This window comes from uncultured Turicimonas sp., from assembly GCF_902477955.1.
GTDB lineage: Bacteria > Pseudomonadota > Gammaproteobacteria > Burkholderiales > Burkholderiaceae_F > Turicimonas.
The window spans coordinates 41,775-60,523 of record NZ_CABSJB010000013.1 but is presented as its reverse complement, the minus strand read 5'-3'; the positions used below and the strand labels follow the sequence as shown (position 1 = coordinate 60,523).

16 protein-coding genes are annotated in these 18,749 nt (G+C 45.4%); 12 read left to right on the top strand and 4 right to left on the bottom strand.

Features of this window, described 5'->3' with window-relative positions; genetic code table 11:
• Window positions 1–128: 128 nt before the first annotated feature.
• From RDK53_RS05520 to lnt, 7 genes are all read left to right on the top strand, one after another.
• Window positions 129–722 (top strand): TetR/AcrR family transcriptional regulator, encoded by a 594-nt coding sequence (locus tag RDK53_RS05520; RefSeq protein WP_308513648.1) that lies wholly within the window; start codon window positions 129–131, stop codon window positions 720–722.
• Window positions 723–885: 163 nt separating this feature from the next.
• Entirely contained in the window at window positions 886–1,692 is an 807-nt protein-coding gene (locus RDK53_RS05515) for a symmetrical bis(5'-nucleosyl)-tetraphosphatase (protein ID WP_308513647.1), read from the top strand.
• Window positions 1,693–1,746: 54 nt separating this feature from the next.
• Window positions 1,747–3,075, top strand: coding sequence for a tRNA (N6-isopentenyl adenosine(37)-C2)-methylthiotransferase MiaB (gene miaB / locus RDK53_RS05510; RefSeq protein ID WP_308513646.1), 1,329 nt, complete (start codon window positions 1,747–1,749; stop codon window positions 3,073–3,075).
• Window positions 3,068–4,075, top strand: coding sequence for a PhoH family protein (locus tag RDK53_RS05505; RefSeq protein ID WP_066594082.1), 1,008 nt, complete (start codon window positions 3,068–3,070; stop codon window positions 4,073–4,075). The genes miaB and RDK53_RS05505 overlap by 8 nt, the downstream gene beginning before the upstream one ends.
• Entirely contained in the window at window positions 4,056–4,523 is a 468-nt protein-coding gene (gene ybeY / locus RDK53_RS05500; RefSeq protein WP_308513645.1) for an rRNA maturation RNase YbeY, read from the top strand. Before RDK53_RS05505 ends, ybeY begins: the two co-directional genes overlap by 20 nt.
• A gap of 67 nt (window positions 4,524–4,590) precedes the next feature.
• A complete protein-coding gene (locus RDK53_RS05495; protein WP_308513644.1) occupies window positions 4,591–5,484 on the top strand; it encodes a transporter associated domain-containing protein in 894 nt (297 codons plus the stop codon).
• Window positions 5,468–7,021: an apolipoprotein N-acyltransferase gene (gene lnt / locus RDK53_RS05490; RefSeq protein ID WP_308513643.1), complete on the top strand. Its 1,554-nt coding sequence runs from the start codon at window positions 5,468–5,470 to the stop codon at window positions 7,019–7,021. The genes RDK53_RS05495 and lnt overlap by 17 nt, the downstream gene beginning before the upstream one ends.
• On the opposite strand, the gene RDK53_RS05485 is transcribed toward lnt, so the two are convergent.
• Window positions 6,999–7,607, bottom strand: a complete 609-nt coding sequence (locus RDK53_RS05485; protein ID WP_308513642.1) for a TlpA disulfide reductase family protein — start codon at window positions 7,605–7,607, stop codon at window positions 6,999–7,001. The genes lnt and RDK53_RS05485 overlap by 23 nt on opposite strands.
• 276 nt (window positions 7,608–7,883) lie before the next feature.
• Between RDK53_RS05485 and RDK53_RS05480 the strand changes: the two genes are divergently transcribed.
• From RDK53_RS05480 to RDK53_RS05460, 5 genes are all read left to right on the top strand, one after another.
• Complete coding sequence (locus tag RDK53_RS05480) at window positions 7,884–9,125, top strand: amidase (RefSeq protein WP_308513641.1); 1,242 nt, start codon at window positions 7,884–7,886, stop codon at window positions 9,123–9,125.
• 128 nt (window positions 9,126–9,253) lie between these two features.
• Window positions 9,254–10,156: a glycine--tRNA ligase subunit alpha gene (gene glyQ, locus RDK53_RS05475; protein WP_066594076.1), complete on the top strand. Its 903-nt coding sequence runs from the start codon at window positions 9,254–9,256 to the stop codon at window positions 10,154–10,156.
• A gap of 13 nt (window positions 10,157–10,169) precedes the next feature.
• A complete protein-coding gene (glyS, locus tag RDK53_RS05470; protein ID WP_308513640.1) occupies window positions 10,170–12,260 on the top strand; it encodes a glycine--tRNA ligase subunit beta in 2,091 nt (696 codons plus the stop codon).
• 19 nt (window positions 12,261–12,279) lie between these two features.
• Window positions 12,280–13,011 (top strand): lysophospholipid acyltransferase family protein, encoded by a 732-nt coding sequence (locus RDK53_RS05465; protein WP_308513639.1) that lies wholly within the window; start codon window positions 12,280–12,282, stop codon window positions 13,009–13,011.
• 11 nt (window positions 13,012–13,022) lie between these two features.
• Window positions 13,023–14,027 (top strand): YgjP-like metallopeptidase domain-containing protein, encoded by a 1,005-nt coding sequence (locus RDK53_RS05460; protein WP_308513638.1) that lies wholly within the window; start codon window positions 13,023–13,025, stop codon window positions 14,025–14,027.
• A 112-nt stretch (window positions 14,028–14,139) separates the two neighbouring features.
• Here the strand turns inward: RDK53_RS05460 and rsmA are convergent, their stop codons facing one another.
• From rsmA to RDK53_RS05445, 3 genes are read right to left on the bottom strand one after another with little or no spacing between them, the layout of a single operon-like run.
• A complete protein-coding gene (gene rsmA / locus RDK53_RS05455; protein WP_308513637.1) occupies window positions 14,140–14,964 on the bottom strand; it encodes a 16S rRNA (adenine(1518)-N(6)/adenine(1519)-N(6))-dimethyltransferase RsmA in 825 nt (274 codons plus the stop codon).
• A 35-nt stretch (window positions 14,965–14,999) separates the two neighbouring features.
• Complete coding sequence (locus tag RDK53_RS05450; RefSeq protein ID WP_308513636.1) at window positions 15,000–16,364, bottom strand: peptidylprolyl isomerase; 1,365 nt, start codon at window positions 16,362–16,364, stop codon at window positions 15,000–15,002.
• Window positions 16,357–18,741, bottom strand: a complete 2,385-nt coding sequence (locus RDK53_RS05445; RefSeq protein WP_308513635.1) for an LPS-assembly protein LptD — start codon at window positions 18,739–18,741, stop codon at window positions 16,357–16,359. The genes RDK53_RS05450 and RDK53_RS05445 overlap by 8 nt, the downstream gene beginning before the upstream one ends.
• Window positions 18,742–18,749 lie beyond the last annotated feature (8 nt).

Here is an 18,749-nt window from a genome sequence, read left to right as displayed (position 1 = left end):
CAACAATAGGCTACGGCTGTTGTAGTGGTGGTAGGGAATCCTCTTCGTTCACGAAGAGGAGGATGTCAACCCATGAGATAAAGTATCTTCCTGTGGGAGACCGTGAACAACTTTGAAGGAAATTCAAAATGGCAAGTGATAAGGCTCTGAGGACCAGACAATCTATTATCGAAGCGGCAAATGCTCTTGTAGCTTCCGAAGGAATTAGTGCACTGACCATGGATAACGTGGCCAGGAAGGCCGGGCTCAGCAAAGGCGCATGCACTTACCACTTCAAAAGTAAAAGAGAACTTCAGACGGCTCTTTTAGAGAATTACGTCCATCACCTTGATGAGCAGCTCAATAAACATGAAGAACTGTTTGAAGGTGAGCCTTCTGATACTTTGCTTTCCGGTTATATCCAATGGTTCAGAAGCTTCGATTTAGACAATCACGGTTGGGCAGCCGTCGGTACTTCTCTGTTGTCTGAATATTGTAAAGATGAAGAGCTGATGAGGCCCGTCAAAGAGTGGTACCAAAAACTTTTTGAGAGAATTGAGCAAGCGCCTAAGGAAAAACAAACTGCGCTTCTTATTGGAATTATGGCATTGGAAGGATTTTTTTACACCCACAAATTCGGAGTCGATCTTGTTTCTCCCAAAATGAAAAGAGAGGCATGGAATTTTATGGTGACTTCCTTGATGCCTTCTAAAGTAAAAACCAAGAAGAGTGCGGCAAAATAACGTAAAACTGTAGGTATTTGAAACGGCTAGTTCTTTGAAACAAAACAGAAATAATTTTTTGATAGCATAGTTAGCTTGAAAAAAGCTATTTTAGGAGCCGAAAAGGTCGGAATTCTGCACCTTACGGCTCCGAATTATTTTGAGGAATAATCGTAAGACATTTATGAGTACCTACGCTATCGGCGATGTGCATGGCTGCGCACAAAGTCTGAAGGAGCTTCTTGCCAAACTTCCCTCGGACAGCAATATTGTTTTTATAGGTGACGTAGTCAACCGCGGTCCCCAGTCGTTAGAAACCTTGAGAATCATTCAGGGACTGGGAGAACATGCGGTCAGCATTCTAGGCAATCACGAGCTGCATATGCTGGCCGTTTATGCCGGTAAAAGAGAGCTTCACCGAAAAGATACCATTAAGGAAATTTTCGATGCTCCGGATGCAAAAGAATTAATGGACTGGATCAGGACTTGGCCGATGGCTCTGGATGTAGAAAATGTGCTTTGTGTCCATGCTGCCTGTCATTGGAAATGGAACAAGAAGAAGACACTAAAATTGGCTCATGAAGTAGAAGATTATCTGCGCTCGGATAATTGGCAGGAAAATATGGGAGAACTCTTCGGCAAGACTCAATGGAGTAAAGAGCTTGAAGGATTCAAAAGATTACGGGCGATTATTAATGTTCTTACCCGTACTCGTTTCCTCACCGCAAACGGCGAGATGGATTATGACGCTAAGCTTTCGCCGGCAGAAACTTCATCGGAACTGATTCCTTGGTTCAAGTATCCCGATAGAAAAACAGCCGAGGACAAAGTAACCTTCGGCCATTGGTCAACTTTAGGCTTGATAGAATGGCCCAACATTTATCCCTTAGATACGGGTTGTCTTTGGGGCGGTGCTTTAACGGCAAGAAATTTAGAAAATCCTGAGGAGATTTTCCAAGTTGAAGCACCCTTATATGTAGCACCTTTTTAGCAGAATCGACGTCCTGCTTTTTTGACGTCTCTTATTAGCCACCGGATATAAACCGTGAACGCGAAGAAAATTTTTATTAAGACTTTCGGTTGCCAGATGAATGAATATGATTCCGGCAAAATCTCTGACATTGCTGTCTCCAAGGCCGGCTACCAGCCAACCGATAACATCGAAGAGGCAGATTTAATCGTATTTAACACTTGCTCTATCCGAGAAAAAGCTCAGGAGAAGGTTTTCTCTGATTTAGGCCGAGCCAGAGAACTGAAAAAAGAAAAACCCGAGCTGAAAATTGCAGTAGGGGGTTGTGTTGCCAGTCAAGAGGGCAAAAATATTATTCGCAGAGCTCCGTACGTTGATATCGTATTCGGGCCGCAGACCTACCACAGACTTCCTGAGTTGCTCAAAAAACGCCAAGAAACTAACCGTCCTCAGGTAGATATCAGCTTCCCTGAGATTGAGAAGTTTGACCATCTTCCTAAACCGCACGCCGATGCGGCAACGGCTTTCGTTTCCATTATGGAAGGCTGCAGCAAATACTGTTCTTACTGTGTTGTGCCCTACACACGCGGAGAAGAATTCTCCCGTCCGTTGCAAGATGTTCTGCTTGAAATTATTCAGCTTGCCGAACAAGGCGTAAAAGAAGTTACTCTTCTCGGTCAGAATGTCAATGCCTACCGCGGAGAAGATCCTGACGGTGAAATTGTGGATTTTGCTCTTCTTCTCGAATACGTTGCGGAAATTGAAGGAATTGAACGTATCCGTTATACAACTTCTCACCCGAAAGAATTCTCTAAGAGACTGATAGAAGCCTATGGAAAGATTCCTAAACTTGCCAATCACGTTCACTTGCCGGTTCAGGCAGGAAGCGACAGAGTTCTGGCAGGTATGAAGCGCGGCTATACCGTTCTCGAGTACAAATCTATCATCAGAAAGCTCCGCCAGATTCGTCCGGATATCTGTATTGCTACAGACTTCATCGTGGGCTTTCCAAACGAGACTGCGGAAGATTTCGAAAAAACAATGAAACTGATTGAGGACGTGAAGTTCGATGCCAGTTTCTCCTTCGTCTATTCTCCGCGCCCGGGAACTCCGGCTGCAGAGATGCCCGATGACACTCCGCAGGAAGTGAAACTTGAGAGATTGCAGAGACTTCAGGCATTGAATACCAAACACGCTCAAGAAATTTCCCAATCTATGGTGGGCAGCATTCAGAGAGTGCTTGTGGTTGGTAAGGCCAAGCGCGGAGAAAATATGCTTAGTGCACGAACCGATAACAATAGAATTGTTACCTTTAATGGGGACGAGAGCTTAATCGGTAAAATGATTAGTCTCAAAATAACTGATGTATATCCGCATACATTAGGCGGGGAGATCCATGAATAAAAGCAAAGCAGAAACCAAATCAAAAGAAGATTTAAAAAAGCTTTCTGTTTCTTTAGACATTAACAATAGCGATCTGGCAAGTTTGGTCGGTCCGATGGACACTAATATTGCCCAGATTGAAACTTTCCTCAATGTCGACATTTCTCGGCGAGGTTCTGTCTTTACCGTGGCAGGCCCGCTGGAAGCGGCAAGGAAAGGTGTACAGGCTATTTCCGATTTAGCAAAAGCGGCTCAGAATAAGGCCGGCGACTTAGGTACCGAAGATATTCAGCTTTACTTTGTCGGATCCAAGACAAGTCTCGAAGAAGAGATTACGGAAGAACCGACTCCTGAACTTCGCACAAGGCGCAAGGGTTTGACGGGCCGTACACCGATGCAAAGGGCCTACATCAGAAATATCATGAGTCATGATATTTCTTTCGGTATCGGGCCGGCAGGAACCGGCAAGACCTATCTCGCTGTCGCGGCGGCCGTCGATGCGTTTGAAAAGGGAGAAGTTGAAAGAATCGTGCTGACTCGTCCGGCCGTCGAAGCCGGTGAAAAACTCGGTTTCCTTCCGGGCGATCTCTCTCAAAAGGTCGACCCTTATCTTCGTCCTTTGTACGATGCGCTCTTTGATTTATTGGGAACTGAAAAGACTCAGCGCTTGCTTGAACGGCAAAATATTGAAATTGCTCCTTTGGCCTACATGAGAGGGAGAACTCTCAATTCCTCATTTGTAATTCTGGATGAAGCTCAAAACACAACTCCGGAACAGATGAAGATGTTTCTGACGAGAATCGGCTTCGGATCCCGGGCGGTAATTACCGGCGACTCCTCTCAGATTGACTTGCCGAGAGGCCAGAGAAGCGGATTGATGGATGCAGCAAATATCTTGAGAGATGTCCGCGGCATTTCCATCACCTACTTTACGGCGGCTGACGTAGTACGTCATCCTTTGGTTGCAAGGATTGTAGAGGCATATGACAGAGCACAAAAAAATGGTGAAAAAAGAGACTAAATCTCCCGTTTTTAATTTTTCTTTTCAACAGCTTTCAAAATTTGAAGATTTGCCGTCTCGCTCAAAAATGGTGAGATGGCTGAAGAAAGCTTTGGCTTCGGATTCCATGGTGACGGTTCGATTCGTTGATGAAGAAGAGGGCAGAGAACTCAATAACAGCTACCGTAAAAAAGATTACGCGACCAACATTCTGACTTTTGATTATGTTAGAGAACCTGTCGTGGAAGCTGACCTGGTTGTTTGTGTTCCTGTCCTTAGAAAAGAAGCCTTGGACCAGAACAAATCATTGGAGGAGCATTTAGCACATTTGCTCGTTCACGGAGCTCTTCATGCCTTGGGCTACGATCATATGCATGACGAAGAGGCGGAAGTGATGGAGCGCAAAGAAACCGAAATCGTGATGGATTTGGGTTTCAAACCTCCATATCCCGATAGGAACTACGTATAGTTTTTGCTGTGAAAAAACAATAGGATTTCCTATATCATCGAGCTATTGTGTTCAAAAGTTAAAAAATATGTCAGACAACCCGGCACCTGTTCAAAAACCCCGTTCTTTTTTTGAGAAGCTTTCTGAAAAACTATTTCACGAACATCCTGAGACCAAAGAAGAATTTATTGAAAAACTCCAAGACGCTCACGGAAAGAAAATCTTAACCGATGATGCTTTCCATATGATCGAAGGGGTGCTGGAGGTAGCCGATCTGAGAGCTGACGATCTCATGGTCCCCCGTACGGAAATGCAGGTCATCGACATTTCCGATGACCCGATGAACTGGATTAAGCAGGTCATTGCGGCCGGTCACTCTCGTTTTCCTGTCATTGATGGGGATAGAGACAATGTGGTAGGAATTCTGCTTGCGAAAGATCTTCTGAAACTTTTCGTAGATCCCAATTACAAGGTTTCCGAGCATCTTCGGACTCCGGTTTTTATTCCTGAGAGCAAGCCGGTTGACATCCTTCTTAAAGAATTTCGGCTGAAAAGAAACCATTTAGCTTTGGTCGTGGACGAGTTCGGATCAGTTTCCGGTCTCATAACGATTGAAGACGTACTCGAAGAAATTGTCGGAGAAATTGACGACGAGTTTGATGTTGATCAAACTGCCAACGACATTATTCAAATTTCTCCGGGGAAGTGGCGCGTCAAAGCTTCTACTCATATTGAAGAGTTCAACAGACATTTCGAGACACACTTCTCTGATGATCACTATGAAACTGTCGGAGGCTTAATTTCTGATGAGCTTGAACACGTTCCGCATGTAGGAGAAGTAGTGATTATCGGAGGATATCGTTTCAAAGTTACGAAAGCGGTGGCCCGAAAAGTTCAGATGCTTTTAGTCGAAAAGGTTGAGGAGCCGAAACCGGAGTCAGTTCCGGAAAAAACCGACGAACAAAATGACTCGAAAGATTAATTTCTTTGAAATCTGCGGATTTGCACTCGTCTTAGGGGGAGCTCAAGGTTTTTCCATTGCACCGCACTGGGCTTTAATTCAACTTTTGAGCTTGGCCGGAATCTTTTTTCTTTTTTTGTATTCCTCCTCAGTTGCTCGGAGCACCTTTCTGGGATTTTTATTTGGATTAGGCTGGTTTAGTTCTTCCGTTTACTGGATCTATTTTTCTATTCATGACTATGGTTACCAGCCTGCATGGGTCGCGGGAATCGCGGTCGTGGCTTTTGCTTCTTTGCTGGCAATTTTTCCCGCAGTAGCCGGGCTGCTCTCAGGTTTGGGCTTAAGGGATCGCAGCAGAAAAAACTGGGTTTTCTTCCTGTTGATTACGCCAGCAGCTTGGGCTTTAACAGAGTGGCTTCGCACATGGGTTCTTTCCGGTTTTCCTTGGGCAGCCGGTGCCTACGCTCACATCGAAGGACCTCTTAGCGTTTTTGCGCCCGTGATTGGTGCAACCGGCATTAATTACCTTGCCGCACTGACAGCAGGACTTATCTGTCTTTTCGTTCTTTCTATGAAAAGACGGGATATCTGGACGGCTAATTTGGTTGCTGTCGCTTTCCTTGCTCTTCTCGGCTCGGCTTTTGTTTTGAAAGAAAAGACTTGGAGCGAGCCGGGAGAAACTGTCAATTTCCGTTTGATTCAAGGCGGGATTGCGCAGAACGAAAAATTTTCTCCGATGGGGACGGAACAGTCTTTTGCAAGATATACGGAAGAGATGAGTGCTCCGGGTCTTAAAAAAGATGCAGTGATTGTTCTGCCTGAGACTATTTTCCCGATTCCTTTTGACAAGCTGCCGACAAAAATGCTTAAAGAGCTGACAAAAGTAACGGAAGAAAAAGGCAATCCTTTGATATTGGGCGCATTTATCCGATCCCCGGAAGGCGGTTATGCCAACACTGCAATTTTGATTGAAAAAGGCAGTAAGTTCGGCTTCTATTTTAAAAAACACTTAGTTCCGTTCGGAGAGTACGTGCCTTTCGGTTTTCGTTGGTTCATCGATATGCTGGGTATTCCAATGGCCAACCTTAAGGAAGGAAATGTTTCTCAAGAACCTTTTACCGTTGTAGAGCAGGTCAGAGTGGCGCCAACCCTGTGTTATGAAGATTTATTCAGCGAAACTATCAGACAATGGTGGAACAAAGGCGAGGCCCCGGGTATCTTGATTAATCTATCTAACCTCGGTTGGTTCGGTGATTCGGCAGCTTTGCCTCAGCATTTGAGTATTTCTCGAATGAGAGCAAAAGAGTTTGCCCGTCCGATTGTGCGTGCTACTAATACGGGAGCTACGGCAGCTATTAATGAAAAGGGGCAGATCATTGCTCGGCTACCGTTCATGGTTCCCGGAAAGCTTGACGTGGCCGTCACAGCGGCAATCGGGAAGCCAACGCCTTATGCGAGCTTAGGCGATCTGCCCTCGGTTCTGGTTATGCTTTTGTCATTGGCAGCAGGAATCGGACTGTCTTGGCGCCGCAAGCCTACAGCTTCTTCTCAGCACTAGAAGAAGGTTTGCTGTACTTTTTCTCTAGTTCTTTGAGAAACTTTGCAACTTCGGGGGCATCCCACTGGGCATAACCGGCAACCATTGCGATGATTTCTCCGTTTCCATTGAGGATCAGGTTTGTGGGAATACCGCTGATAGGCAGAGCAGAAGGGACCGACACTGTGGGGTCCAGCCAAGTTTGAAATCCTTCATACTTCTTCTTCTCAAGGAATTTCAGAACTTGATTGGTCGTCTGTTCAAGGTTGACTCCCATGATCATTACGTTGGAACCTTCAAGTTTCTTTTGCATCTTGGCTAATGCCGGGATTTCTTGAATGCATGGCATACACCATGATGCCCAAAGATTCAGGATCAGAACTTTGCCGTGATATGTATTTAAATCGACCTCTTCTCCGTCTTTGGTAAAGAGTCTTACCTTCGGCATTGCCACCGGGTTGTGTAAGGGAACGAATCCGCGCAACGCTGCAGGAACTTGAATGTCCACGGTAACGGTTTCTTTGACTGAAGAATCTGCCCAGGAGGCTGTAGGAAGTGCGGCTGCTAATCCTAAGCTGAGGAGGCAAGTTAAAATTTTTGTTTTCACAAAATCTCTCTTTTTCTGCAAACTAAGTTACTCATATTATGGGGAGAGAATGCCCCAGATGAGCCAAAAAAATTTGAAAATAAATTAAAAACTCGTTAACTAAGGGTAAAAAATGAAGGTATTGCAGATTTCAATTTAGGCCGCCGTTTTCCATTGAATACAAGTAAAAGAAAATACCTTATACGCAATCAATGCAAGAAATATCCCGTATGCCGCGCCGCTAATGAAGAAGAAAGGAAGATAATGGGAGAGATTTGATACGAGAAACTCAAACCTATGGAAAACTTATCTTATCCGTTAAACAGGGACCTTTCAACCGTTCAGATGGTAAAAAGGATTCAGGCCTTTAATGGCGTTTTGCATGCCGTTCGTTTTTACAAAAATCCTAAAGTAGATTGCGGAATCCATCTTCTTGTTAAAGACAACATCGGCGTTCGAGATTGGCCGGCTTCTGCCGGATCTTTTGCTTTAAAGAACCTCAGACTGCCGGATGCTTTCTGTATTGAACAGTTGAGAAAGAATTTACGCATTGATATTTTTGGGAAAACTCATCTGACCGAGCTGGCAGGTTTCGTTACCTCATCGGTTTTGAAAAGAGGGTATTCGGAACTGGGCGGATTCGGAAGAAATCCCTACGGCGGTCGTTTTCCTTGCGGAGGTTCCAGCGTTGGTTCAGCCGTAGCAGTCAGCGCAGGTTTTTGTGACGCTGCGCTGGGGACAGAGACGCGGGGCAGCATCATGATTCCGGCAATGTATAACGGGGTGTATGGTTTCAAACCTACACGAGGTTCAATCTCTCGAACGGGAATCATACCTTTATCCTCTTCTTTCGATGCTCCGGGCGTTTTGGCACGAAATCCGGAACTACTTAAAGAAGTTTTCTTGTCGATGACAGGCCACGATTCCTCCGATCCACAATCATTTGATTTCTCTTTCTGTTCCAAACCGTTCATCCGTACGTGCCCTAGGCTCCTCTTCCTAAGGAATAGCTCACAAGTGTCTCCCTCCTTGAAAAGCTTTTTTAGCCGGTTGGCTGATCTTGGAATCTCTGTAGTTGAACTTGAGACGCCTCAAATTGTGTTTGACTATAAAGAGATCAGCTCAAGCGACATTAATCGGGATATGACTAAGTTTCTGGAACGTTATGGAAGTGCTTCTGAACCGAAGAGTTTCCGAGAATTAGTCGAGAAGTACCGTAGCCGACCCGAATCTCATCGGTATGGGATGGAACGTTTGGAAGATGCCTTCGCAATGCCTGAACCGAAAGAGAAGGAATTGGCAAATCGCAACATAGAGAAGGCAAACGACTTTATTGAAAGTTTGTTGCTTAAATATGATGCCGACTATATCGTCTCTTCCGAATATTTAGATTGGTGGGCAATCGGGGGCGGTCCGACTATCGCCTTTCCTGTGGACTTAGGGAAGACACCGCCGGGAAGCCTGATGGTTGGTACAAGACGAAACGGCGATCTGGCATTGTTGAGTCTTGTTAAAGCGATGAGTTCAGTACGGAAATAACTGAGCGGAAGTATGCGTGCGGAAAAGGAGGAGGATTTTCTTGCCCTCCGATGCTAATCATCCTTTTATTTCATTAAAATAGTCAGATTGTCATGAATTCATTCAGAGTTCACCTTACCTAAAAGATTATGATTACCTTTCAAGAAGTCATCCTGCGCTTGCAGGAATATTGGAACAAGCAGGGCTGCGCCTTGCTTCAGCCTATTGATATGGAGGTCGGAGCCGGAACCTCTCATACCGCAACATTTTTAAGAGCGTTAGGTCCGGAACCGTGGAGAGCCGCCTACGTCCAGCCGTCCCGCAGACCAAAAGATGCACGTTACGGCGAAAATCCAAATCGTCTTCATCAGCATCATCAGTTCCAGGTGGTTTTAAAGCCTTCTCCAACAGACATCGTTGACAGATACTTGGGCTCTCTCAGAGCACTCGGTATTGACACGGAAGTCAACGATATCCGTTTCGTAGAAGATAACTGGGAAAATCCTACTCTTGGTGCTTGGGGTTTAGGCTGGGAAGTCTGGATGAACGGCATGGAAGTTACTCAGTTCACCTATTTCCAACAGGTCGGAGGTATTCCTTGCAAACCGATTACAGGTGAAATTACATACGGTTTGGAAAGACTCAGTATGTATCTCCAAAACTGCGACAACGTATTTGATTTGGTTTATACCCGTTGGTCCGACGGAGAAAAAGAACATGTCTTGACCTATGGTGATGTATTCCACCAGAACGAAGTTGAGCAAAGTCATTACAACTTTGAAGCCAGCGATCCGGAAAAACTCTTAAAGCAGTTCGATTATTTCGAAAGCGAAGCCAAGCGCCTGATGGACTTGAATTTAGCTTTGCCGGCTTATGAAATGGTTTTGAAGGCCGGACACACTTTTAATCTTTTAGACGCCAGAGGCGCTATCAGCGTTACTGAACGTGCTGCCTATATCGGCAGAATCCGTCAGATCTCCCGCTCCGTGGCTCAAAGTTATTACGATTCCCGCGAACGCTTGGGCTTCCCAATGTGTTCCAAAGAAGGCTAAGAGGTAAAGAAAAATGAACTCCTTATTAGTAGAAATCCAAACAGAGGAGCTCCCTCCGAAGGCTCTGAAAAAATTGTCAGATGCTTTTGCTCAGGAAGTCTTTACTCAATTAAAGAAGGCAGACTTTTTGCTGCCGGACTCCAAGATGAAAGCCTTTGGTGCTCCGCGTCGAATTGCTGTTTACATTACTGACGTTTTGGCTGATTCTCCTGATAAACCTTTCAGCCAGAGATTGGTTCCAAGCAAGATTGGTATCGGTGCTGACGGCAAGCCTACCGCGGCTTTGACCAAGAAATTAGCTGCTCTCGGTGTACAAGCTGACGTCTCTGAACTTAAGGTTGTCAATGACGGCAAACAAGACCAGCTTTACTATGAAGGCGTTAAGAAAGGAGAGAGCTTGGAGAAAGACCTCCAAAATGCTCTCGACTATGCAGTAACTCATCTTCCGATTCCAAAGGTGATGAGCTATCAGCTTGCTAATGGAGAAACCGTTGAATTTGTTCGTCCGGTAAAACATTTGCTTGCTCTTTATGGCGATAAAGTATTGAACGTCTCTTTGTTCGGTTTGAAAGCAGGAAACCAGACGGCAGGCCATCGCTTCCACACCAAAGATTTGTTGACAATAAACTCCGCGGACACCTATGAAAGCCAGCTTGAAGAACAGGGCAAGGTGATTCCTTCCTTTGAGAAGCGTCAAGACAAAATGGTTGCTGCTTTAAAGAGCGAAGCGGCAAATCTGAATGCACAAATCATCATGCCGGAAGACTTGGTCAATGAAGTTGCTTCCTTAACTGAATGGCCGGTCGTTTATGTCTCTTCATTTGATGAAGATTTCTTGAAAGTTCCGGAAGAATGTTTGATTCTGACAATGCAGCAAAACCAGAAATATTTTGCCCTGCGTGATCAGAACGGCAAGCTTATCAATAAATTCTTAGTAGTTTCTCAGATCAATGCCAAAGACGGCGGCGCTGCTATCCAGTCGGGTAACGCAAGAGTTGTCAGAGCCAGACTTGCCGATGCCAAGTTCTTCTTTGAACAGGATCAGCTCGAACGTTTGGATTCCAGGGTTCCGGGCTTGGAACATGTTGTTTATCACAACAAACTCGGTAACCAGCTCCAGCGCAGCGAAAGAATTCAAAACATCGCTGAAAAAGTTGCTGAGAAGCTCGGCGCAAATCCCGAACTTGCGAAACGCGGCGCCAAATTGGCTAAGGCCGATTTGCGTACTTTGATGGTCGGTGAGTTCCCAGAGCTCCAGGGTATCATGGGCGAATACTATGCTCTCCATGACAAAGAAGATCCGATCGTAGCCGTTTCTATTAAGGAACACTACTATCCGAGATATGCCGGCGGTGAATTGCCGAGCACTCCCGAAAGCCTTTCCGTGGCATTGGCAGACAAGCTTGACACATTAACCGGTCTGTTCGGTATCGGTCAGATCCCAACCGGAGATAAAGATCCGTTTGCATTGAGGCGCCATGCTTTAGGTGTTTTGAGGATGTTGATTGAAAAAGATCTTCCGCTAAGCTTGGATGATTTGATTGCTATTGCCGTGGCTGAAGAGCAGAAGATTGACGGCGTTAAAGATGCTTCCCGCGAGCTCAAAGACTTCTTCTATGACCGACTCAGAGTCATGCTTAAAGAAGAAGGTGCCCAAGCTCTTGAAGTGGAGGCGGTGCTTTCCGTAGAACCGAAGTATCTTCGTGAAATCTCTGCTCGCCTTAAAGCGTTGCAAGCCTTTAGAAAACTCGAAGAGGCAGCCAGCTTAAGTGCAGCAAACAAGAGAATTGAGAATATCTTGAAGAAGAGCAAAGACAGCATTCCTGAGAGTGTTGACGAAAACCTTCTTGAAGCGCAAGAAGAAAAAGACCTTTATAAGGCATTGGTTGAAGTCAATAAAGATCTTGAAGGTAAGTTTGAAAAAGGCGAATATGAGACTATTCTCCTTGCTCTAGCTCCTCTCAAGGCTCCGGTTGATGCCTTCTTCGACAAGGTAATGGTCAATGTGGATGATGAAGCTGTAAGACGCAATCGTCTCGCTTTGCTCAAAGAGCTGCATCGTTCAATGAACCAAGTCGCTAAGCTCTCCTGCTTGGCGTCCTAATTTCTTTTAGAGGTTGATCATGAAGCTGACTGCTTTGGTTCGTTCTATTTTGTTTTGGTTCGTCTTTGCAGTCAGCATCTTGATTGCAGGATTCATTCTTCTTACCGCCTCTCTTTTTTCTTCCAGTAAGGAGAGGTGTTACGACATTGTTAGGGGATGGTGCAAATGGATTATTCAAGCCATGGGCGGCATCTGCAATGTTAAGTTCAGTTTTGAGAATATGGATTCCATTAAAAACATGGGACCCGTCGTTCTCTTAAGCAAACACCAGTCCGGTTGGGAAACTCTGGCTCTCTTTGGTTTTGTGCCCCGCAGAGTCAGTTTCGTCTACAAAAGAGAACTTCATAAGCTTCCGGTCTTCGGCTGGGGTCTGGCCTCCTTAGGAATGCTTAGCATCGATCGCAGTCACGGGAAAGCTGCATTCGAGCATATTAAAGAAGAAGCCCCCAAGTATTTTGAAAAAGGCTGGGCTATAGTTCTTTTCCCCGAAGGGACTCGTACAAAACCGGGGCAGACTGTTAAATACAAATCCGGCGGTGCAAGAATCGCCATTGATACCGGGACTCCTGTCGTGCCTATTGCTTTGAATTCCGGCAGATGCTGGCCGAAGGGAAGCTTCATTATTTATCCGGGTCATATCCAAGTTATTTTCGGACCTGAAATTCGTCCTGAAGGAAAGACCGTTGCTCAACTTAATGATGAAGTTCAGAACTGGATCGAAACTCAAATGAAGGTCATTGATAAACCTTAATTCTGAAGTCTATGTTCGATATTAGAGATCTAATCAATAAAGATCTGCTCAATCCGAAAAAATTGCTTGAACTCTGGCTTCAACTTCGAGAAGAGAAGAATTCCTGGAACTTATTCGATCAATATAAAGGCGGGAAGAAAGCTCTTACTGAAGAGGAGGAGAACGTCCTCGGGGAGGATTTTTATAAAGTGATGAGCGGCCAACCTCTGACTCCGGGATCGGGAAGACCGAAAGCTGGCCCAAAAAGGAAAGTCCAGCCCAAAAAGAAAGCTCAGAATGGCTATAAGAGGACAATACTTTTAAATGGACAGTCTCTTGAATATATTCTGAAAAGGTCAACAAGAAAGACGATTGGCTTAGTTATCTCTGACGGTGTATTAACGGTTAGAGCTCCTCATTATGAGCCAATACTGTGTATTGAAAAGGTTATCGAGACCCACTTAGCTTGGATAGAAAAAAATCTCAACAAAGCGCCCAATAAGAAGCATGAAAGAATTCGTGAGCCGTGGCTTTCTGCTTGGGAGAATAAGTGCATCAAAGTTGTTGGCATCCAAGACCCTGTCAGAATTGAGATTTCTTCCAAGAAGGTAAGGAAGTCTTTTGACGAGTCGACGAACACCTTTTATTTCTTTTCAACGGAAGAGGTAGATCAGGCGATTTTCTATAAGGCTGCTTTAGAGTTTGTGAAGTATTGGGCACGTATTTACTTAACGGACTTGATTCATAAAATTGCTGAAAAGGATCCTTACTTCAAAGAAAGACTTAAAAAGGTCAAACTTTCTTCGGCCGAGACTAGATGGGGAAGCTGCTCATGCTTGGGCAATGTCAATCTCAACTGGAGATTGGTTTTGACCGAGGAAAACCTGTGTGAATATGTCATCATTCATGAGCTTTGCCATCTGTACTATTTGGACCATAGCCCAAATTTCTGGAACAAAGTTCTGGAAAAATGTCCGGACGCGATGGAGCGCAGAGCAAAACTAAAAACTTTCCACATCTGCGATCCTGTTAAATAGGTTCAGTCCTTATCACAACACGTTTTCAGTTCGATAGATGTCGAAGAAAGTGTAAGGAAAAGGCTGTTCTCCCGCTGAAATGTCGGATGGAACAGCCGAATGATCAATTTAGTTATTCCTGTGTCGCCGAGACGCAATCATCAAGCAGGATGCCTTTGCTCTCCAATAAATTGGTCAAAGTTACAAAAGACGGCATGCTTACGGCTTCTGCTCGGGCCCCGGGATCAATGCCCGCTTCTTCTAAAATTTCCGGGCCAAAATATTTGGCAAAGTTGTTCTTCAGCGTTTTTCTCTTCATCGAAAACGCCTGAGCCGTCACCCGTTCAAAAAGTTTTTCATTAACCGGAAGGGGAGATTCCAAAAGAATCATCCGCACGACGGAAGAAATGACTTTCGGAGGAGGAGAGAAGGCATCAGGGGGAACGTCAAAAAGCTTGACGATCTTGTATCGGTGCTGAAGCATGACTGACAAACGTCCGAAGGCCTTATGGCCCGGTGTGGCTGCCATTCTGTCTACAACCTCTTTTTGAAGCATGAAATGCTGATCAATGACTCTGTCTGCTAATTCCATTAAGCGGAAGAGAAGAGGGCTGGAGATGTTGTACGGAAGATTGCCGACGAGCCTTATTTTTTCTCCCGGCTTGATGCGAGCAAAATCAACTTTAAGAACATCAGCTTCAATAAGAGCCAGTTCTTCAGGCTTGAACTTCTTTTGCAGCCACTGGGCTAAATCTTTATCGATTTCGATACAGGTAACGCAGCCTGCGTCTCGAATCATCAAGCGTGTAAGAGCTGCCTGTCCAGGACCAATCTCAACAATGTTTTGGCCCGGCTGAGCATCAACTGCGGATGCTATTTTTTCAATCCAGAAATCATCGTGAAGGAAGTTCTGTCCGAAATTCTTTTTAGCCTTGTGGCTTTTTAATACAAGTGCCATAGTAAAAAACGCCTGGTTTTTCCAGGCGCTTCATGTTAATCCTGAGGGCGAGCAATACGTTTATCAACGTAGGCTTGGTCTCTTAGTTGTCTTTCCCAATCCAGAGTCGCTTCATTGATTTTTTGTTCTCTCAGATTGTCTCTGGCTTGACTGCGAAGTCTTTCATTAACGCCTTGCTGTGTACGTCGGTCCGTAACTTGGATCAAGTGATAGCCGAAAGGAGTTTTAATCGGTTCACTGATTTGGCCTTTTTGAAGTTTATTAATTTCTGCTTCCAGTTCCGGAGGAACGTCGCCTTCATAAATCCAACCTAGATCTCCTCCGCGAGTGCCCGAAGGATCGGCAGAGTGAAGACGGGCCAGGGTCTGAAAATCAGAGTCGCCGCTCTCGATTCTTTCCTTAATCTTCTTCATGCGTTCAACAACAACGTTCTCAGGTGTGATGTTTGTGGGACGCATAAAGATTTGACGAACACGGGTTTGTTTGACGGATTGAACTTCCGCAGCATCTCCCGGATCTCGGCTGCCTAAGACCTTATAAATGTGGAATCCGGATTGCGCACGAAGAGGCACTATATCGCCGGTTTTTGCGTTCTTAAGGGCGTCGAAAAGCGGAGGAGGAAGCGTATTGGCAGTTTTCCATCCCATGTTCCCGCCTTCCATAGCGTCAGGAGAGCGAGAGTATCTGGCAGCCAGCTGGCTGAAGTTGCCGCCCTTGCGTGCACTTTCTAGAACTTTGTTGGCTGTTCTCTGAGCCTCTTCAAACTGCTCTCTGGAGGGATTTTCCGGCAGGCTGACTACAATTCTCTGCAGATTGTATTGACGGCGCTTTTCAGGTCCGAGTTGATCTTTAATGTACTGATCGACTTCGCTTTCCGGAATCTTCACCATGTCATCAACTTCTCTCTCGCGTAAGCGGTGAGTCAGAAGATCGGCTCTAATTTCTTTTCTAAAGTTATTGAACGTAATACCGTCAGCCAACAGTCTTTTTTCTAACTGAGGAACAGTCATGTTGTTGTTGGCAGCAATCTGTTCGATAGCCGAGTTAAGCATATTGTCGTCAACACGTACGCCCGTTTCTCTGGCCTTTTGTTCGATGATTCTTTCCAGAATCATTCTTTCCAGAATCTGATCTCTCAGAGCTTCCATCGGCGGCAATGCAATGTTTTGACGGCGCAGATTCAAAGCGGTCTGGTGAACGCGGGACTGCAGTTCCATCTCTGTGACGACATCGTTGTTAACAACGGCGGCTATTCTGTCAACGGGAATAATTTTAGAGGTCGACTGGGTCTCTTGCTTAGCGGCTTTTTGAGCGGACACCGGTCCGCTGGCTAAAGCAGCTAGAGAAATGCTGAGAACCAAACTCAGAAGTTTAATTTTCTTCATTGCTGTTTTATTCATAGTAATCATATCTTCCAACTTCTATCGGTCTGGGACTGAGAGGTTGATAGCCGGTAATACTCTGTTGGAGTGCTTCAATCGGGCTTGATCCGAAAGCGCCTAAACCAACGAGCTCTAACTCGAAGAAGAAGTTGGTTGTGGTGCGCCCAGCACTGCGTACGTATCTTTGAATGGCTGAGCGGAAAATCCAACACCCCTCACGATATTCAAGACCAATTAAAGAATCAATGACTTTTTTGTCACGAATTGAATAGTTGTAACGGCCAAGGGCATACAAGTCTCTGGTGACCGGCCATTGGAACGAGAGGTCAAGCTGCTTGATGTTCGAGTTATAAAAAGCCTCTCTGGTATCAGTCGGATCGTAGTTATAACGATAATACAACCCGATATTGCTGTATTTCGCAGGGTTGTAGCGAACACCGGCAGTTGTTTTAGAGAATTTTTTCCACAGAGTGGAGTATTGAACCCCAAGCTCAGCCTTCCAATCCTTAATGAGCGTGAATTCGGTCATGCCGATAATATCGCTCTTGAGGTTTTTCCGATTGATTTCATTCCAGTAAATATCGACTTTTTCGTCGGTAAAGTGGTAACGCTGACCAACGGTTGCGCTGAACCAGTCTTTTCCGGTCTGAGAATCAATAAACCGGGTCGTCAAAGCTGCCGTGAGCTGATTGGCATTGGAAATACGGTCGTAACCGATAAAGCGGTTAGGAGAAAAAAGCTGAGCAAAGTTCAAGTCAGCCAATGACGAATCAAAGTTCGGCAAGTGGTTCTGGGCTCGATAAGGGATGTAAGCATAGTACAACCTGGGTTCGAGAGTTTGCTCGGTCTCTCGTCCAAGGACCATAGTATTTCTCTCAAAGACCAATCCGGAATCGAGCGTGAAGATCGGGATGGTTCGATGAGAGTTCTTATAGATATCTACGTTGCCGGAATTGTACTTACGGCCGGTGATGTCACCGTACCAAGCCATGCTGTATTCGAACGACGGTGTTAAGAACCAATAAGAGCCCATCATCGGATAGCTGATGGTGCTGTTCAGCATGACACGGTTTCCGTCTCCGCTTCGAGTTCTTCCAATCGGCTCGCCTCTGTAATTGAAGTTGTTTCCATGTCGGAAACGTGTAGCCGTAAAGTTGGAAAGAAGCGAGAAGCCTTTCACGTCGGCGCCATACGCACGGAAATTAAATTCCGGAATTTTTTCGTAAGGTTGTTCAGTCCACTCGTTATCCGGTCTTAAAGTTTGGTTTTTATAAACTCCCAGAGATGTGCTCCAGTATGTTTTTCCATAACTCAGCCAGACATTCTGCGGTAGAACGTCTTCACTAGACTGCCTTAAGTTCGTGGAGAAGTCTGAGATGTAGTTGTCATCGGAGACTCTCTGATAATTTACGCCAAGTCCTACACCGCCCCACAAACGCTGAGTGTGTTTCCAAGCAAGAGAATATCTCTTCTTTTTGGTTTCTCTGTCATGGAACAAAATATCATAATCAAGCTGACCGCCGAAGGTCGGCTGCAAGTACCGGAACTGGTTGCCGAGCATAAAGCCGCGTTTTGACATCGGCTTGAGAACCATGGTGTAGTCATAGTTCGGGGCAATGTTCCAATAATAGGGAATCTCAACATTGAAACCGAACGTGGAGTTGGCACCCATCTTCGGTGTCAAGAAGCCGCTCTTTCTTTTCTCGCCAATCGGGAAAGTAAAGTAAGGTGAGGCAAAAATAGGAACGCCGCCGAGATAGAGACGGGCGTTACGTCCGTCTGCCGTTTCTTCTTGTTGATCAATATCGAGGGTGGAAGCTTCAATCCACCATGAGTTATCCCCTTCTTTACAAGTGGTAATCATGGCGTTGCACATCTTCACATTACCATCGCCGAGCAATTGGACTTCATCAGAGGAACCACGAACATTATTAGGCAGATAACGGAACTTAGCATTAGGCATGCTTCCGCTTTCCGCATCAAGACGATAGGTAAGTTCCGGACCCTCGAATACTGTTCCTTGCCGTGCAACTAGAGCATTGCCCTGCGCATACACTTCATCTTTTGAGAAGGTATAAGTGATCTTGTCTCCCTTCAGGACAGCACCTGCTTTTCGGACTTCGGCCTCATCGGTCAGAACAATCTGCTCTTCAGGGATAGAGTGCATCTGATGAGAACGAAGATAAATATTCGTATCATCAGTGTCGGTCGGAGCGTTTACGTCAAGCGAACGCGCCATGTTTAAGTTAATCGGAAGTGCTGTGCCGTAAGCTGAAATTTCAGCGCGCACAGCAGAGCCTGCCGCAACAAAAAAGAGGGCGGCAATAGAAGCAGCTACAGGCGTCACATTCACAACTCTGGTAACAAGTTTTCGCCGTTGGGTAAGTCGAGTCATTAGAATTG

Coding starts and splice junctions, on each gene's coding strand:
- RDK53_RS05480 (WP_308513641.1), top strand. CDS start 7,884: ATGGAAAACTTATCTTATCCGTTAAACAGGGACCTTTCAACCGTTCAG.
- RDK53_RS05445 (WP_308513635.1), bottom strand. CDS start 18,741: ATGACTCGACTTACCCAACGGCGAAAACTTGTTACCAGAGTTGTGAAT.
- RDK53_RS05465 (WP_308513639.1), top strand. CDS start 12,280: ATGAAGCTGACTGCTTTGGTTCGTTCTATTTTGTTTTGGTTCGTCTTT.
- RDK53_RS05460 (WP_308513638.1), top strand. CDS start 13,023: ATGTTCGATATTAGAGATCTAATCAATAAAGATCTGCTCAATCCGAAA.
- glyS (WP_308513640.1), top strand. CDS start 10,170: ATGAACTCCTTATTAGTAGAAATCCAAACAGAGGAGCTCCCTCCGAAG.
- ybeY (WP_308513645.1), top strand. CDS start 4,056: ATGGTGAAAAAAGAGACTAAATCTCCCGTTTTTAATTTTTCTTTTCAA.
- RDK53_RS05520 (WP_308513648.1), top strand. CDS start 129: ATGGCAAGTGATAAGGCTCTGAGGACCAGACAATCTATTATCGAAGCG.
- glyQ (WP_066594076.1), top strand. CDS start 9,254: ATGATTACCTTTCAAGAAGTCATCCTGCGCTTGCAGGAATATTGGAAC.
- RDK53_RS05495 (WP_308513644.1), top strand. CDS start 4,591: ATGTCAGACAACCCGGCACCTGTTCAAAAACCCCGTTCTTTTTTTGAG.
- RDK53_RS05515 (WP_308513647.1), top strand. CDS start 886: ATGAGTACCTACGCTATCGGCGATGTGCATGGCTGCGCACAAAGTCTG.
- rsmA (WP_308513637.1), bottom strand. CDS start 14,964: ATGGCACTTGTATTAAAAAGCCACAAGGCTAAAAAGAATTTCGGACAG.
- RDK53_RS05450 (WP_308513636.1), bottom strand. CDS start 16,364: ATGAATAAAACAGCAATGAAGAAAATTAAACTTCTGAGTTTGGTTCTC.
- lnt (WP_308513643.1), top strand. CDS start 5,468: ATGACTCGAAAGATTAATTTCTTTGAAATCTGCGGATTTGCACTCGTC.
- RDK53_RS05505 (WP_066594082.1), top strand. CDS start 3,068: ATGAATAAAAGCAAAGCAGAAACCAAATCAAAAGAAGATTTAAAAAAG.